14 protein-coding genes and 1 pseudogene are annotated in these 15,875 nt (G+C 61.6%); 5 read left to right on the forward strand and 10 right to left on the reverse strand.

Annotated elements, in window-relative coordinates:
- Positions 1-73: 73 nt before the first annotated feature.
- Both ACTG2S_RS19525 and ACTG2S_RS19530 read right to left on the reverse strand, forming a co-directional pair.
- Positions 74-1,225, reverse strand: a pseudogene (locus tag ACTG2S_RS19525) (iron-containing alcohol dehydrogenase).
- A gap of 143 nt (positions 1,226-1,368) precedes the next feature.
- Complete coding sequence (locus ACTG2S_RS19530; protein ID WP_005341510.1) at positions 1,369-1,824, reverse strand: hypothetical protein; 456 nt, start codon at positions 1,822-1,824, stop codon at positions 1,369-1,371.
- Positions 1,825-2,297: 473 nt separating this feature from the next.
- Between ACTG2S_RS19530 and ACTG2S_RS19535 the strand changes: the two genes are divergently transcribed.
- Positions 2,298-3,770, forward strand: coding sequence for a C69 family dipeptidase (locus ACTG2S_RS19535; protein ID WP_274161351.1), 1,473 nt, complete (start codon positions 2,298-2,300; stop codon positions 3,768-3,770).
- Between the two features lie 61 nt (positions 3,771-3,831).
- Here ACTG2S_RS19535 and ACTG2S_RS19540 read toward each other — a convergent pair whose 3' ends face one another.
- Genes ACTG2S_RS19540 through ACTG2S_RS19550 form a run of 3 tightly spaced genes read right to left on the reverse strand, consistent with a single transcriptional unit; the run spans position 3,832 to position 5,433 of the window.
- Positions 3,832-4,578: an SDR family oxidoreductase gene (locus ACTG2S_RS19540; RefSeq protein ID WP_005335978.1), complete on the reverse strand. Its 747-nt coding sequence runs from the start codon at positions 4,576-4,578 to the stop codon at positions 3,832-3,834.
- 56 nt (positions 4,579-4,634) lie between these two features.
- Positions 4,635-4,880 (reverse strand): DUF3624 domain-containing protein, encoded by a 246-nt coding sequence (locus tag ACTG2S_RS19545; RefSeq protein ID WP_005363187.1) that lies wholly within the window; start codon positions 4,878-4,880, stop codon positions 4,635-4,637.
- 31 nt (positions 4,881-4,911) lie between these two features.
- Complete coding sequence (locus ACTG2S_RS19550; RefSeq protein ID WP_167564920.1) at positions 4,912-5,433, reverse strand: GNAT family N-acetyltransferase; 522 nt, start codon at positions 5,431-5,433, stop codon at positions 4,912-4,914.
- Positions 5,434-5,619: 186 nt separating this feature from the next.
- Between ACTG2S_RS19550 and ACTG2S_RS19555 the strand changes: the two genes are divergently transcribed.
- The gene (locus ACTG2S_RS19555) at positions 5,620-7,059 is read left to right on the forward strand and encodes a RimK family protein (protein ID WP_274161352.1); all 1,440 of its coding nucleotides are present in this window, start codon (positions 5,620-5,622) and stop codon (positions 7,057-7,059) included.
- 84 nt (positions 7,060-7,143) lie between these two features.
- On the opposite strand, the gene ACTG2S_RS19560 is transcribed toward ACTG2S_RS19555, so the two are convergent.
- Positions 7,144-8,772 (reverse strand): alpha-amylase family protein, encoded by a 1,629-nt coding sequence (locus ACTG2S_RS19560; RefSeq protein WP_274161353.1) that lies wholly within the window; start codon positions 8,770-8,772, stop codon positions 7,144-7,146.
- Between the two features lie 109 nt (positions 8,773-8,881).
- On the reverse strand, positions 8,882-10,849 hold the full coding sequence (locus tag ACTG2S_RS19565; RefSeq protein WP_439983132.1) for a TonB-dependent copper receptor: 1,968 nt from the start codon (positions 10,847-10,849) through the stop codon (positions 8,882-8,884).
- Here ACTG2S_RS19565 and ACTG2S_RS19570 point away from each other — a divergent pair.
- Positions 10,838-11,098, forward strand: coding sequence for a hypothetical protein (locus tag ACTG2S_RS19570; protein WP_201996373.1), 261 nt, complete (start codon positions 10,838-10,840; stop codon positions 11,096-11,098). The two genes, ACTG2S_RS19565 and ACTG2S_RS19570, sit on opposite strands and share 12 nt — an antisense overlap.
- Here ACTG2S_RS19570 and ACTG2S_RS19575 read toward each other — a convergent pair.
- Positions 11,095-11,352 carry a DUF2442 domain-containing protein gene (locus tag ACTG2S_RS19575; protein WP_005335997.1) on the reverse strand — a complete coding sequence of 86 codons (258 nt, stop codon included), beginning with the start codon at positions 11,350-11,352 and terminating at the stop codon, positions 11,095-11,097. The genes ACTG2S_RS19570 and ACTG2S_RS19575 overlap by 4 nt on opposite strands.
- Before the next feature lie 259 nt (positions 11,353-11,611).
- Here ACTG2S_RS19575 and ACTG2S_RS19580 point away from each other — a divergent pair, with 259 nt between their 5' ends.
- Positions 11,612-13,576: an LTA synthase family protein gene (locus ACTG2S_RS19580; RefSeq protein WP_439983134.1), complete on the forward strand. Its 1,965-nt coding sequence runs from the start codon at positions 11,612-11,614 to the stop codon at positions 13,574-13,576.
- A gap of 91 nt (positions 13,577-13,667) precedes the next feature.
- Here ACTG2S_RS19580 and ACTG2S_RS19585 read toward each other — a convergent pair whose 3' ends face one another.
- Positions 13,668-14,138, reverse strand: a complete 471-nt coding sequence (locus ACTG2S_RS19585; RefSeq protein WP_005336001.1) for an Lrp/AsnC family transcriptional regulator — start codon at positions 14,136-14,138, stop codon at positions 13,668-13,670.
- Between the two features lie 143 nt (positions 14,139-14,281).
- Here ACTG2S_RS19585 and ACTG2S_RS19590 point away from each other — a divergent pair, with 143 nt between their 5' ends.
- Entirely contained in the window at positions 14,282-14,800 is a 519-nt protein-coding gene (locus ACTG2S_RS19590) for a cyclin-dependent kinase inhibitor 3 family protein (protein WP_040067125.1), read from the forward strand.
- Here the strand turns inward: ACTG2S_RS19590 and metA are convergent, their stop codons facing one another.
- Complete coding sequence (gene metA, locus ACTG2S_RS19595) at positions 14,801-15,748, reverse strand: homoserine O-acetyltransferase MetA (protein WP_042053667.1); 948 nt, start codon at positions 15,746-15,748, stop codon at positions 14,801-14,803. It abuts the gene before it with no gap.
- Positions 15,749-15,875: the final 127 nt, after the last annotated feature.

A 15,875-nucleotide genomic window follows, 5' to 3' on the forward strand; every position in this document is an offset into this window, starting at 1 on the left:
GCAAGAGGGCCGCAACAAGCGGCCCTCTTTAATTGGGAAAATGAATCAGCCAGGGAAACAAACCGACACCGGCTTATAACGCGCGGGCGAGAATGCGCGCCACCCGATCCGGGTCGATATCCTGCTGCTCACCGAGCGCGGTGCGCCCCACCCGCTTGAGGTTGGAGCAGACCGCCGGAATGCAGCTTTCGCTGAGGCCATAGTCAGCCAGCCTGGTACCCAATCCCATCTTCTGGAAGAACTGCTCGGTGCGGATGATCGCCTCTTCGATGCGCAGGGCCTTGTCCTCGCGGGTCGAATGTCACACCCGTTCGGCAAACTGGGCCAGCTTGTCCTGCTTCTGGCTCGCCCGCTCACGCAGCAGTGAGGGGAGCACCACCGCCAAGCTCTGGCCGTGATCCAGCCCGTAGAGCGCCGTCAGCTGATGACCGATGGCGTGAGAGGCCCAATCCTGCGGCACCCCGCAACCGATAAGGCCGTTGAGCGCTAGACTGGCCGCCCACATCAAATTGGCCCGCACCTGATAGTTGGTCGGCTCCGCCAGCGCCCTGGGGCCGTTCTCCACCAGCACCTGCAGCAAACCTTCCGCCAGCCGATCTTGCACCTCACCGCCGACCGGGAAGGTGAGGTACTGCTCGGCAATATGGACGAAGGCATCCACCACTCCATTGCCGGTCTGGCGAGGTGGCAGACTGTAGGTGGTCGCCGGATCGAGCACCGCAAATTGCGGCTGCACCAGCGGGCTTCTGAAGGAGATCTTCACATCCCCCCGGCTCACCACCGAGGTGGGATTGCTCTCGGAGCCGGTGGCCGGCAGGGTCAGCACACAGCCCATCGGCAGCGCCTTGTGCACGCTCGCCTGTTTACCGCAGATATCCCAGGGATCATCCCCCTCATAGCAGGCGGCCGCCGCGACAAACTTGGTGCCATCGACTACCGAGCCGCCACCGACCGCCAGCAGGAAGTCGATGCGCTCGCGCTTCACCTGCACCACCGCCTCCATCAACAGCTCGTATCTGGGGTTGGCGCCGATGCCGGAGAACTCCTGCCACGTCACGCCCTCCAGCGCCCGGGTCAACTGCTCATAGACGCCGTTTTGCTTGATGCTGCCACCGCCGTAGAGCACCAACAGCCGGCTGCCGGGCGGGATCAGTTCGGGCAGGCTGGCGATCTGCCCCTCGCCGAAACAGATGCGGGTCGGATTGGCATATTGGAAGTTGTACACGGCGGACTCCTCGACTGGCTCAATGCGCGGACATTGTGCGCCTGTGGGGAGGTGAGGTCAAAAGAGGTGGCAGAAGCTTGCCCATCGGCGGTCGACACTGGCCCATCGGTGCCGACCGGGTAGATCTCAGAACAGCGGCAGGATCAGGCGGTTTTGGCCTCATCTGTGGATGAGCTCTTCTTGCCGGTCAGGCGATCCATTGCCTCTTTCAGCATCGCCTCTCGCTGTTCGTTGAGCGGCTTGCTCTGCTCCGCCCGCTCTTCCGGCGTCAGCTTCTTGTTATCGGCGATGGTCTTGAGCTTCTCTTCGATCTCGTTGAACTTCTTGCGATCGAAACCAAGCGCCTTGTCCACCAGCTGCTGCACCACGCCCCCCTTGTCGGAGCTCATATCCAGCGCCGGTGGCAACTTGTTGTTCTTGGCCAGATGTTCGTAGGTCAGCACCTGCTGGGCCTGGCCGGTCATGCGCTGGGTGGAGAGGCTGACCATCTCCTCCCAGCCACCGCCCTGACCGCCGCTACTGGCACTGTTGAGGGTAGCGAGTGCACGGTTGTTAGATGCGCTCTGGGCAAGCTGCTGGCTGTAGGGTTTGATATCCATGGGGGCTCCAATTCGGTGCGCATCTGCGGCAATGGGCACAGGCTGACCCGGTCACATGGGGCGTCAGGCCCCACCATTATCAATTAAACCAGCAAGTTACAGGCCAACTTGTCAGATAGTGCGAGATCCAGAGAGATGGCGGCTCTCACCACGTCCCCCACGCAAACTGGCGTCAGAATCATGACTCATCTGCTGCCAGTTCACACTGTTTTGGCACATTTTGCCGTCCACGCACCACGACGCCAGAGAAAAGTCAGGAACCGCAGCTCGATCACAAAATAAACAACCACTCAGGAATACAATTTTGGCGCACATCACAACCAGCCAGCCGTGTCATGGATGATCTGTTCGTCAAACCAATAACAGGCAGACCAATCTGCCGTGCTCACTCCGCTGCCAGTTCGGAGTTGCAGCCTCCCTACACCTCATCCCCTCGCCTGACTCTCACTCACCGCAACCCTTCGGGTACACCTATGAAAAAACACACCTTGAGCCTTCTCTCCGTCACCCTGCTCACCCTGCTTGGCACCAGTGCCGACGCCTGTACCGGCCTCATCGTCGGCAAGGGGGCCAGTGCCGATGGCAGCGTGATGATCGCCAGAAACGAGGATTTTGGCGTCAACAACTGGAACAAGTACCTCGCCTTCCGGCCCGCGCAGCAAAATGAGGGCAAGGTCTGGAAGCTGGGCAACGGGCTGGAAGTGCCGATGCCAAAGGCGTTTTTCGCCTACTCAGCCATTCGTGACTGGGATGCTACGTCCAGCGACCCGGCAGGCAAATATTACGAGGAGCGCGGCATCAACGAGTTCAACGTCGCCATCTCGGCCACCACCAGTGCCGAGGTCAACGACAAGGCCCAAAAAGCCGATCCGCTGATCGAGAAGGGAGTGATTGAAGCCATCATCCCCACCCTGATCCTGCCGCAGGCCAAGACGGCCAAAGAGGGGGTCGCGCTGCTTGGCCGCTATGTGGAGCAATATGGCGCCGGTGAGGGCAACAGCCTCTATGTGGCGGATGTGAACGAGGCCTGGCTGATGGAGATTGGCTCCGGCCACCACTGGATCGCGGTGCGGGTGCCGGACGACAGCTACGCCATGGTGGCCAACGGCCTGCGCATCCACGGCGTCAATCTCGACAGCGCCGATGTGCAGCACTCGCCCAAGCTGCTGGAATTTGTACGCGCACACAAACTGCTGGATAACGCTGACCCGAAAGATTTCAACTTCGCCAAGGCGTTCGGAGTGATTGCCGACCCCTACAACGTGGATCGGGAGTGGCTCGGCCAAAAAATGCTGACCGCCTCCCACAAACAGGCGACCCGGCAGGCGCAATATCCACTGTTTATGAAGCCGGATGCCCCCATCGCCATGCCGGACGTGGCCAGGGTGCTGAGCGCCACCTATGACGGTACGCCGCTCGCGGGCAAGGCGGAGCGGCCGATCCGCGTCGATCGCCAGCTGGAATCCCACGTCATCCAGCTGCGCAAGGAGATGCCCAAAGAGCTGCAGGGGCTCATCTGGCAGAGCTACGGCGTGCTGGCCGAATCAGTGATGGTGCCGCTCTACAACACCCTGGAATCCTATCCCCTGCCCTATCGCACCGGCAGCGACAGCTACTCCGATGACTCTGCCTACTGGCAGTTCCGCAGCCTGACCGCGCTGGCCAGCGCCGATCCGGACAAGTACCTGCCGCTGCTGCGCGGCGTCTGGAGCAAGGAGAGCACCAAGCTCTACAAGGAGGTCGCCGTCCTCGACAAGAGCCTCAAGCAGGCCTATGCCAGCGACAAGGCTACCGCCATCGGGCTGGCCGCCGACTACTCCTATGGCCAGTTGGAGCAGACCTATCAGATGGCCAAAGATCTGCGCTACAAGCTGATGACGGATCTCACCAAGCGCACCGAGAAGAAGTATTCGCCGGAGGAGTTCAAAAAGATCATGAGCCTGTAATCGGCTCGCCAACGCAAAGAGGCTCCCACGGGAGCCTCTTTCATTTCAGCCAATGCAGCGATCAGCGACGGCTGATATTGAGCGGGCCGAAGGTCTGGGCCACCGGCATGATCTCGATGCTGTTGATGTTGACGTGGGCCGGTTGCTGGCTCACCCAGAGCACGGTATTGGCGATATCTTCCGGCTGGATCGCTTCCACCCCCTGATAGACGGAGGCCGCCTTGGCATCGTCACCGTGGAAGCGCACGTTGGAGAACTCGGTGCCGCCGCACAGGCCCGGCTCCACGTTAGTGACGCGGATGGCGGTGCCCGCCAGATCGGCACGCAGGTTGAGGCTGAACTGCTTCACGAACGCCTTGGTGGCACCGTAGACGTTGCCGCCCGGATAGGGGTAGGTGCCGGCGATGGAGCCGATGTTGATGACGTGGCCGCGATTGCGCGCCACCATGCCCGGCAGCAGCAATCGGGTGAGCAGGGTCAGGCCACTGATGTTGGTGGCGATCATCTGCTCCCAATCTTCCAGATCCGCCTTGTGGGCCGGCTCCAGCCCCAGCGCCAGACCGGCGTTGTTGACCAGCAGATCCACCTCGCTCCAGGCGGCTGGCAGGCCGGCGATGGCGGCGCGGGTGGCCGCCTTGTCCTGCACGTCGAACGCCAGCGGCAGGAACTGCTCGCCCAGCTCGTCAGCCAGCGCAGCCAGCCGCTCGGCACGGCGACCGGTACCGATCACCTTGTAGCCCGCCTGCACCAGCTGGCGGCTGATGGACTCACCAAAACCGGACGAGGCGCCCGTTACCATTGCAATCATCTGAACCTCCATATCTACACCGATATTGTTATTTATCTGTTTGAATCTATTCAGATTCATTCATCGCTCAATTCACGTCCGGTCGCCTTGCGCCAGACAAATACCACCAGATGGAGCAGCAACAGGCCCGAGCCACCCAGCGCAAACAGCAGGCCGGTGAGGGCGTTGACCGAGGTGTCGGCGCCGCACCACCACCAGACCAGCCAGCCAATCAGGCCGATGACGAAGGTCTGGCCAGCGCAGACCGGACAGCGCCCCAGCTTGGCCCTGATGGCGGTGGCAAGACAGTTGTCGCAGCTCATCCTGCTCCTCGATTCTGCTCGTTCAATATGGTCAGTTGGCCTGCGCAGAGGGCTTGCGCGCCTGAGTGCGAGCCACTCTGCGCCGCTCACGCTCCTCGTCGCTCACCAGCGGCAGCACCAGTCGGTGGGCATGCTGGTCGCGGCCATAGTAGTCCGCCAGCCGCTGCTGGGGACGAAATCCCAATCCCTGATAGAGCGCCAGCGCCTCTTCGTTGGCGTCCCCCACTTCGAGGCGAATCGCCCCCCAGCCAGCGGCCTTGCCCTCGTGGATCACCTGCTCCAGCAGGCGCCGCGCCCAGCCCAGACGACGCACCGTCCAGCGGATGGCCAGCGCCTGAATGACCAGCCGATCCCAGCCTCTGTGCTCCAGCAGGCAGAGATAGCCCATCAGCTGATGTTTCTCGTCCAGCAGCAACAGGGTGCGCCCCTTGGCGTGGGCCAGCAGATAGTGCCAGCGGCTGCGGCCAAAGGCGACTTCGGGAGGAAAACAGTAGCGTTCCAGATTCACGATGGCGCCCAGATCATCGGTTCGGGCCGCACGTACGGTCAACACGGGGAGTCCTTGTTCGGTTATTTATCCTCAGCACCAAAAATGCGACTTGTATCACAAGTTACCAAGGCGTCATATTAGGCACTGTAACCTCTTGTTTCCCCTCGCGCCATTGTCGTGCTTGTCGGTGCATCGAAGCCCACTGGGGATCCTGCCTGTTCAGGCAGTCTGATCTGTGGAGCCGAAAATATGAGTACCTATGTCATCGTCGAAGAGCTGGGCGACTGGCCTTGCCATGCCGATTATCTGCTGACCGCCCGCACCTATCTGCAACATGGCGTGCCGACCACCGGCGGGAGGCCCCGCATCATCAACCTCTGCCGCAATCTGGAGCACCTGAGCGCAGGCTACTACTGCTCGCTGCTGGCCCAGGCCCGCGGCCACCACTGCCTGCCTGGTCTGCAAGCCATCAGCCGACTACAACCCCAGCAGCCACCGGCCAAGCTGTGGCGCAAGGCGCAGGGATGGCTGGCCCAGCAGAGCGAGGATCGGATTAGAGTGCGTGCCATCTTCGGCCAGTGTGAACAGAGCGAGCTGGCGGGGCTGGCCCGCTACTACTATGGCCTGAGCCAGCTGCCGCTGCAGGAGCTGACCCTCAAGCGCGGTCGCCACGGCTGGTCGGTGCGCCAGCAGCAGAGCCTGTCACCGCTGGAGCTGAGCCCAAGCGAGAAAGAGTTAATGCTGCACCACGCTCAGGCGCTGGTGGGGACCGGTGATGAGGAGCAGGCGGCGCCGCTCTACCAGCTCGCCATTCTGGTGGATCCCGATGATGGCCGTGCCAGCAGTGACGGGCTGGCGCTGGAGCGCTTTATCCGGGCTGCCGCCGTCCAAGGCATACGGGCCGAGATCCTGCCACCGTCGGCCATAGAGCGGCTGCCGGAGTTCGACACCCTCTGGCTGCGTGCCGAAACCGCGGTCGGCCACTACACCTTCGAATTTGCCCATCGCGCCGAACAGCTCAAGATGCCGGTGATCGACAGCTCCCGCGCTATCTTGGCCTGCAGCAACAAGCTCTACCTCTACGAGCTGATGGTGCGAAGCGGCGTGCCCATGCCGCCCACCATGGTGGTGACCCGCCGCGGCCGCCACCATGTGGACGAGCTGGTACAGCGGCTCGGCCTGCCATTGATGGTGAAGGTGCCCGACGGCGCACAGGGGCGCGATCTCGCCATGGCCAGCGACGAGCAGCAGCTGGCCCGCCTGCTGGACGAGGGGCTGGGGAGATCCGCCCTGCTGCTGGTGCAGAGCCGGATCCCCGCCGAGTTCGACTGGCGCATCGGCTTTCTCGACGGCTCGCCGCTGTTCGCCTGCCGCCGCTACCGGCCCGAACCCGGCAACCGCATTCGCCGGCGCAAGCACCCCCTCGACATGAGCCGCATCGAGGCGCTGCCGCTTAAGGAGGTGCCGGAGCGGGTACTGCAGACCGCTCGCCGCGCAGTGCATCAGCTCGGCAATGGCCTCTACGGGCTCGATTTGCGCCAGCAGGGGCGCGACTGTGTGCTGCTGGAGATCGTCGACAACCCCTGGATCCGCGGCGATATCGAAGACAAGGAGGCGCAGGATCTCTACGAGCGACTGGCCCGCGCCTTCCGCCAGCGGCTGGAAAACCGGGGCCAGAGCACCGCATAACCCCGCCATGACTTTGTCGCCCACAATGACAGAGAGGGCCCCGCGATGGGGCCCTCTCTCATATCAAAGCGGGCTGTGGCTGACTTATTGCAGACGCAGGAAACGCCCGCTCAAGGGCAGTATCTCCACCGTCACGCTGCTGCCGCCGATGGCCAGACTCTCGCCGCTTTGCAGATCCACCAGCGCGCTGCCACTGCGCAGTTTGCCCGTCGGCAGGCTGTAGCTGAGCGCCGTGGTGGAGAGGTTTAGCAGGTAGACTATCTGTTCGCCTGCCGTCTGCTTGATGTCACCATAGAGACTGCCCTCGGCCACCAGTTTGACTCGCTCTCCCTGATAGAGGGCGGGGTGGGCGGCGCGCATCGCCAGCAGCTGGGCGAGCCACTCTTTCAACTCAGCCTGTTCGCTACCCGGCACAAAACCGGTGACAGCGGGCACCTTGCCGTCGCTGCGTGCCACATGATCGTCGCACAAGCCCTGCGCTGCGCAGTCACCACCAACCTTGGCGGCAAAGCCCGGCACCTCGTCGCCAAACTCCTCGCCATAGTAGAAGGTGATGGGGCCGGAGCGGGCCGCCATAAAGCTGAAGGCTGCCTTGTGGCGCTGCCAGTACTCGGTCGATTTAAAGTTGCCGCGCTCCAGCAGATCGCCAAAACGCACCAGATCGTGGTTGCCCAGCATCAGGTTCGGCATGGCGTGATTCGGGTAGTTCTCCACCTTGTTCCAGCTGGCATCGAGCACGCTGGCCCCCTGCCCGCCCTTGCCGGACTCCTCCACCGCCAGCGCCTGCACGATGCCGTAGCGTAGCGGGAAGTCGAACGCAGATGAGAGTGCCGGATTGTCGCTGCTACCGTAAGCCTGGGCGCGAATGTCATCAGCCCCCTTCCACACCTCGCCCACCATGTAGCCAAGGGTGCCCCACTGCTGACCGGCGGCCTTGCGCGCCGCGCTGGCCTGCTCCACCTCGCTGCGAATTGCGCGCCAATCATCCAGCCCAAGCTGATAGGCCTGATCGAGGCGCCAGCCGTCGATGCCGTACTGCTCGACCCAATAGCGGGCGACCTCCTTGAAGTAGGCGAGGCTCTCCGGCTTGCTGTAATCCACCAGCTGGCCGGGATAACCCGCACCGCCGCTGGTGAGGGCTGGCAGACGCCCCTCTGGCGAGGGCTTGCTCACCCCCACCTTGTTGACGTGGCCAAACACCCCGTCGAGGAAGACATAGAGGCCGCGCTGATGCGCTGCATCCACCAGCTGTTTGAGCTTGGCATTGCTGCCAAAGTTGGGATCCACGGTAAAAAAGTCGCAGGCGAAGTAGCCGGTGGCATCGAGCTTGTTATCGCCGCCTTGCCCCGCACAGGAGTCGAACACCGGAGTGAGCCAGATGGCGTTGACGTTGAGACTCTTGATGTGGTCGAGACTATCGATGATCCCCTGCAGATCGCCGTTGTGCTGGGAGGGGCCATAGCCGACGCCGTAGTTGGCACTGCCGTCACCATCGGCAAACGACTCCACCATTACCTGATAGATGCGCAGGTTGCAGGCAAGTTGATCGTCGCCATAGCAAGCACGACTGGCCGTGGCGACCGGAGGGTGGGTGACCGGCGGATTGACGATGGGGGGAGAACTCTCCCCACCTGAACTACCGCTGCCGCCGCAAGCCGCAAGTAACAGGGCGGCCCCGAGCAGGCCGCCATAGCGTAACGTTCCCTGTTTCATTGTTATGTTCCCGCTGTGAGAGCAGGCGTCTGATACGCCTGTTTTTCACCATGATAGCGATGCTCACACAGCGGTGTCTGTGACTGAAAACGTTATCTGACTCAACTGGTTAGAGCACCCCGGCCGAGGCAAAGCGGTAGTTGAGCGAGAGCCAGTAGGAACGGCCCGGCTCGGGGATACGGCCGCTCTGCTCATAGCCCAACCCCGCCTGACTGGCGTGCACCGACTTAGAGAGGTGCTCGTAGTAGAAGGTGTCGAACAGGTTGTCTACCCCGGCCGAGAGTTGCCACCCCTTGGCAAACTGCCAGGCGCCGCTCAGGTTCATGGTGAAGAAGCCCGGAGTCTCGCCCTGATCCTGACCGGCGACCGTGCCGGACCAGAGATCTACCCGATCCTGCGCCGCCACCGCGCGCCCCAGCAGGGTGAAACTCAGCGCTTCGTCCGGCTGCCAGCCCAGCGCCAGTTTGCCATCAAGCGGTGGCATCTGGGCCAGCGGTTTGTTGTCGCTGCGGTTTTCGCCGTAGACAACCGCCAGACCACCATCGAGACGCCACTGCTCGGCAAACTGCCAGCGCCCCTCCAGCTCGCCACCCCGGGTCTGGGCATCGATATTGCGCACCTTGTTCGACTTGCTGTTGTAGAGCAGGTAGTCCTTGATATCGGCGCTAAATAGGGAGAGGGTCAGGTCCAGCTCGCGACTGCGCAAAGCCAGCCCCGCATCCCACTGACGGCTGCGCTCCGGGTTGAGGGTGAACGGGGTGCTGTCCTTGCTGCGCTCCCAGTAGTCCGGCGCACGCTCTGCCTGCCCCCAGGCCAGATAGCTGGACCAGCGTGGCGACCACTGATATTCGTAGCGGCCAAACCCGCTGTTAAGACTCAGGGTATCGCTGTAGAGGGTCTGTTCACCAGCGCCATAGCGGGTGGTCTCTACCCTATCCTGACGGTAACCGCCCTTGTAGCTGTGAGCCCCCTGCTGACGTCCCAGCTCGGCGAAGCCGCCCTGCTGCTCGAAACGCAGGGTGCGCTGACGATCTTTGGTGGCATAGTCGACCCCACTCCGACTGCGATGCTGATCCCGGTTGCTGTCGAGCCCGGCGGTCAGCAGCCAGTCGGCAGGCAGGGCGATATCGTTGGCCCAGCGCCCGCCGGTATTGCGGCGATCCGGGTTGGAGAGCATCTTCATGCCGCTGTTTTGCCGCAAGCTGAAGTTGTCCATGATGTGGTCGATGTAGTTGTCCCACAGGGTCAGCTCGCTGCGCTGCCAGTAGCGGGTGATCTGCTCCTGCTTGAGCTTCAGCCCGAAGGATTCGCGATCAAACATGGGGCCATCCATGGTGCGGTCCGCATAGGCGGCACGGGCATTGCTACGCTCGGCGGTGAGTTCCAGCCAGGTGTGCTCCCCCGGCGTCCAGCCCAGCTGGGCGGTGCCGTTCTCGCGGCGATAGAAAGATCGCACCTTGTTACCGTGACCATCGCGGTAATCGTCGCTGTCGGAGTGGGTGAACTGACCGCGCAGATAACCGTCGGTCGAGCCCGCCGTCATATCCACCATCTGGTCATCACGGCCAAAGCTGCCATAAAGGGCCGAGGCATCGGCCTTGAGACCCGGTGCGGTGAACTCGGGTCTGTCCCGCTCGAACAGCACGGTTCCCGCCAGGGTGGCACCCTGCTCGAGGGATTGCGGCCCCTTCAGCACCCGGATCCGGTCAAAGGATTGGGGGAACACATAGGCGGTGGGCGGGTCCATCCGGCCACCACACCCACCGGCCAGCATGCCGCCATCCATCTGCACGTTGAGGCGGGACATCCCCATTCCCCGTAGCACGGGATCGCCGCCCAGCCCCCCTTTGCGCACCATGCTCATGCCGGTGACATTCTTCAGATAACCGGCGCCGTCGGCAGCAGGCATGGGGGAACCGGGCTTCTTGGGATCCAGTGTCACCTCCAGGGTGCTGGCGGGGCGAGTTGCCACCACCACCATGGGATCCAGCTGTTGAACCGATTCCTGACCGGCAGCGCCGTGACAGGCAAGCCCACCAACCAGCAGGGCAAGGGGGGGGCGCATATGACAAGCCATACATTTTCCTTATGTATTTGTTTGTTTTGTTATTTTCATTCAACCAACCAAACCTTTCAGCAAGGGAAAGGTTTGCCATCTGGCCGCAAAAAAGGCCTGCGGCGCGAAAGCGGCAAGCCTCTGTCAGGTGAAGCGAAGGCAAGTTGGCAAAATGTTGCGCAGGTTTTACCCAAGTTGGCTCAGAAAGGCAAACGGACAAACATTCCAGCAACAGGAATCTGGCGTTGGCTCACAAAAAATGGGGATTAGCTGAAGGCTTCCCGCTCATCAATGGGAGAGATGAGGTGATAGACCTCATGGGCGGATAGCGTGCAACCAACAGGCCACTCCAGCTGGTGGTGACGGTTGATGAAGACCCGGGCGCAATGACGCTCGCTCTCCAGCTTTGCAAACAGCGGCTGGGTTCGCCAGGGGGTAAGATCCAGCACACCCGTGGTGCCATCCGATAACACCAGAAACAGGCGCCATCCCCGCACATACTCGACATCGATAAAGACCGGCATCCCTTCGGCTCCGATTGAGATAATTCGCGGCAATTATAAACACCCATCCCCCATCCATACGCGCTGTGGCTCACATTTTATCCAGCAGGTTATGCTGTGCTCATTAAGCGCGCGACATCACATTTTTAGATGATAAATGTGTTAATGCCGACTTTTAACAAAATTGAATGCAACCTTAACCAATTCGATCTGTCATAACCTCACAACAACTAAAAAAACGTCTGTGGACAGACGTTTAGAGTCTCATTCAGGAACAAACATGACAGATCTAAAACAGCGACTCGGCCCGTTTTGGCCCTTCGCCGTCTTCTGCGCGCTCGCGCTTTTTTCTCTCTCTTTCAGCCGAATCGCCCTCGGTCTCTGGCAACTGGAACGGGTGGATGCCGTGGCCGGCTGGCAGGAGATGCTGCTGCAAGGGATCCGGGTCGACTTTGCAACCCTCTGCTGGGTCTGGGGTGTCCCCGCCATGCTCACTCTGCTGCTGGCAGGCCCCCATGCCATCGGCCGGGGCTGGCTGCAACTGATACGCGTCTGGCTGACCGTCGGACTCTTGCTGATGCTGTTCCTCGAGATCTCCACCCCCGCGTTTGTCACCGAGTATGGCGTGCGTCCCAACCGTCTCTATGTGGAGTATCTCATCTATCCGAAAGAGGTGTTCGCCATGCTGTGGGCGGGCCGCAAAGCCGAGCTGCTGCTGGCGGTACTCTTCAGTGGCGCCGCGCTGGCCGGCGGTTGGTGGCTGAGCGGCCGTCTGGTACGTGGTCTCAGCTTCCCCCGCTGGTATCTGCGTCCGGCCTTCGCCCTGCTCATTCTGGCCATAGGTTTTCTCGGTGCCCGCTCCAGTCTCGGCCACCGCGCCCTGAACCCGGCCATGGTCGCCTTTGCCGAGGATCCGCTGGTCAACTCACTCACCGTCAACTCCGCCTACTCCCTCTTCTTTGCCATCAAACAGATGGGCGCCGAGGAGGATGCCGGCCAGTTTTACGGTGAGATGACCCCTCAGAAGGTGCTCGAGGTCATGCGCAAGGAGAGTGGCCGTCCGGCCAGTGATTTCAACTCCGCTCTGCTGCCCAGCCAGACCTTCAACCAGGCGAGCTTCCGGGGTAAACCGAAGAATCTGGTGATCCTGTTGCAGGAGAGCCTGGGCGCCCAGTTTGTCGGTTCCCTCGGCGGCCTGCCGCTTACCCCCAACATCGACGCCCTGTCGCAGCAGGGCTGGGCCTTCGAGCAGCTCTACGCCACTGGCACCCGCTCGGTGCGCGGTATCGAGGCGGTACTGACCGGCTTCACGCCGACCCCGGCACAGGCGGTGGTCAAACTCGGCAAGAGCCAGACCAACTTCTTCACCATCGCGGATCTGCTCAAACAGCGGGGTTATGACACCAGCTTTATTTACGGCGGCGAGAGTCACTTCGACAACATGCGCAGCTTTTTCCTCGGCAACGGCTTCACCACCATCGTCGAGCAGAAGGATTTCGACAATCCGGTGTTCAAGGGCTCCTGGGGCGCCTCCGATGAGGATCTGATGGCCAAGGCCGACGAGACCTTCAAGGCGCTGCACAAAGAGGGCAAACCCTTCTTCAGTCTGGTGTTCAGCTCCAGCAACCACGATCCGTTCGAATTCCCGGACAACCGCATCGAACTCTTCGAGCAACCCAAACAGACCCGTAACAACGCGGCCAAGTATGCGGATTACGCCATCGGCGAGTTCTTCAAGAGGGCGAAACAGTCCGAATACTGGAAGGATACCCTGTTCCTGGTCATCGCCGATCACGACAGCCGGGTCAGTGGCGCCAGTCTGGTGCCCATCCCCCGCTTCCATATCCCCGGCGTCATTGTGGGCGACGGCATTGCACCGAGGAAGGATCCGCGCATCGTCAGCCAGATCGACATGGCGCCGACCCTGCTCTCCCTGATGGGGATCAGTGCCGACTACCCCATGCTCGGCAAGGATCTGACCCGAATGCCCGCCGACTGGCCGGGGCGCGCCATCATGCAGTACGACAAGAACTTCGCCCTGATGCGCGGCAAGGATGTGGTGATCCTGCAACCGGAACGGGCGGCGGAGGGCTATGTCTACGATGATGCCAACGAGAAGCTGACCCTGGCGGCGCAGCCGGACGCCTTGAAGGAGGATGCCCTCGGTCTTGCCCTGTGGGGCAGCATGGCCTATCAGAAGAGCCTCTATCAGACGGCCAAGGATGAACGCACCGCCGCCAATTGAGCCACCCGTACTGATTCAGCCGATAGCAGAATGGAAAAAACCGCCAGCTGGCGGTTTTTTCTATCTATTCATACTGTCGGCCCACTGGCCGTTATGGCTGGGGAAAGCAGGGCAGGGAGCGGCTGAACTTGTGCTCGAATACCAGCGAGGTTTCGAGGTGCACCACCTCTTCGCGGGAGGTGAAGTGATCGAAGACGAAGTTGCGCAGGTGCTCGGTATCAGAGACACAGAGGTGCACCAGAAAATCATCCTTGCCCCCCATGTGGAACAGACTGATCACTTCGGGCAGCGCCAGAATGGCATCGCGGAAGGCATCGATGATCTGGCGGCTGTGGCGGGCCAACTGCAGGGAGACCATGGCCTGAATGTGGCCACCGAGAGCCTGATAATCCACTTCACAGTGCGCTCCCTTGAGCACGCCATCCTGCTGCAACTTGCGCACCCGCTCCAGACAGGTGGAGGGGGCAACGCCCACCAGCGCGGCCAGATCCTTGTTGGTCATGCCCGCATCCCGAAACAGATGGGCCAGGATATCCAAATCCAGTTGATCCAGGTTTCTCATCTTAACTCCTTGAACCGCTCAATTTTTTAGACTCTGCCCGTAAACCGGGGCAAACACAACGGCCATTGACATCCCCCCTGCCCCGCCTATCCTTGGCGCCATTCACCGGCCGCAGCCCTGCGGCCACCACGCGAGGATCCGCCATGCACCCGTATCACCCCTTCTGGAGCCTTGAGGTTCCCCGTGTCGATGGTCAGCTGCTGCTGACCCCCTGCCCCGGCACCCAGCAGGTGCCGCTGACCCTGGCGCTCGATCAACTGCGGCTGGCCGGTGCCCACGGGGTGGTGACCCTGATGACAAGCGCCGAGTTGATCCGACTCGAACTGGCGCAGCTCGGCCAACAGGTCGAGCACGAAGGGATGCGCTGGTTCCATCTGCCCATCGAGGATGATCTGGCCCCCGACACCGACTTCGAGGCGGCCTGGCAACAGGCGCTGCCACAGCTGCGCGAGCTGCTGGGCGATGGCAAACATCTGGTCATCCACTGCAAAGGGGGCAGCGGTCGTACCGGTCTGGTCGCCGCCGCGCTGCTGATGACCCTCGGCCAGCCACAGCAAGAGGCGATGGCCGCCATCAAGGCCCACAGACCCAAGGCGTTTACCCTGGCCTGCCACCGCCAATGGCTAGACCAGCTGGCCGAGCGGCTGGCGCAGGGCGACTGACTATTTACCTCCCTGGTCGTAGGTGAAGACCTTGCCGATATCTTCCACCCGATAGCTGGTGAGCTGATAGACGTAGTAGTTGAGCCAGTTGGCAAACAGCAGATGACCATGGCTGCGCCAGCTGGCGCGCGGCGTCCGGCTCGGATCATTATTCGGGTAGTAGTTGACCGGAATGGCCGGGTCGAGCCCTGCCGCCAGATCCCGCTGATACTCCCCGTCCAGCGTCAGGGCATCGTACTCCGGGTGCCCGGTGACAAACACCTGACGACAATCCTTGGTCGCCGCCAGATAGACCCCCGCCTCTTCTGACTCGGCAAAAATCTGCAAGTCGGTCTGGGCACGGATCAGATCGCCATCAAACGCCGCGTAACGGGAGTGGGGGGCGACAAACTCGTCATCGAAACCGCGCAGCAGCGGCTCGTGCTCATCGAGGCGATGGTGGCGGTAAACCCCGGAGAGCTTCTCGCCGTGGGTCTGTTTCTCCATACCATAGAGCGCCTTGAGCGCCGCCTGCACCGCCCAGCAGAGGAACAGGGTCGAGGTGACATGCTGATGGGACCACTCGATGATCTCGACGATGCGCGGCCAGTAGACCACCTCTTCGAACTCCACCAGCCCGAGCGGCGCCCCTGTGATGATCATGCCGTCGTAGTTATTGCCACGCACCTGCTCGAAGTCGTGATAGAAGTTCTCCAGATGGGCCTGCGGCGTGTTCTTTGACTCCCTGTCATCGATGCGCAGCAGATCCACATCCACCTGCAGCGGCGAGTTGGAGAGCATCCGCATCAGCTGGATCTCGGTCTCAATCTTCTTTGGCATCAGGTTGAGGATGAGCACCCGCAGCGGGCGGATGTTCTGGGTGACGGCCCGGGATTCCGTCATCACGAAGATGTTCTCCTGCCCCAGCACTTCGGCGGCGGGTAACTGATCCGGGATCTTGATCGGCATGCTTACTCCCTGTACTGCATCAGTAAATATGTCTGGACATCCAGAAGCCTATAATAAAGCTCCTGCCCTGTCATCAGATACCTTTTGTATTCACCCCCGCCTTTGACTAGCATACGGCTCAGTGTGT

Origin of the sequence: Aeromonas sp. 82P, assembly GCF_051919365.1 — a bacterium.
Lineage (GTDB): Bacteria > Pseudomonadota > Gammaproteobacteria > Enterobacterales > Aeromonadaceae > Aeromonas > Aeromonas veronii.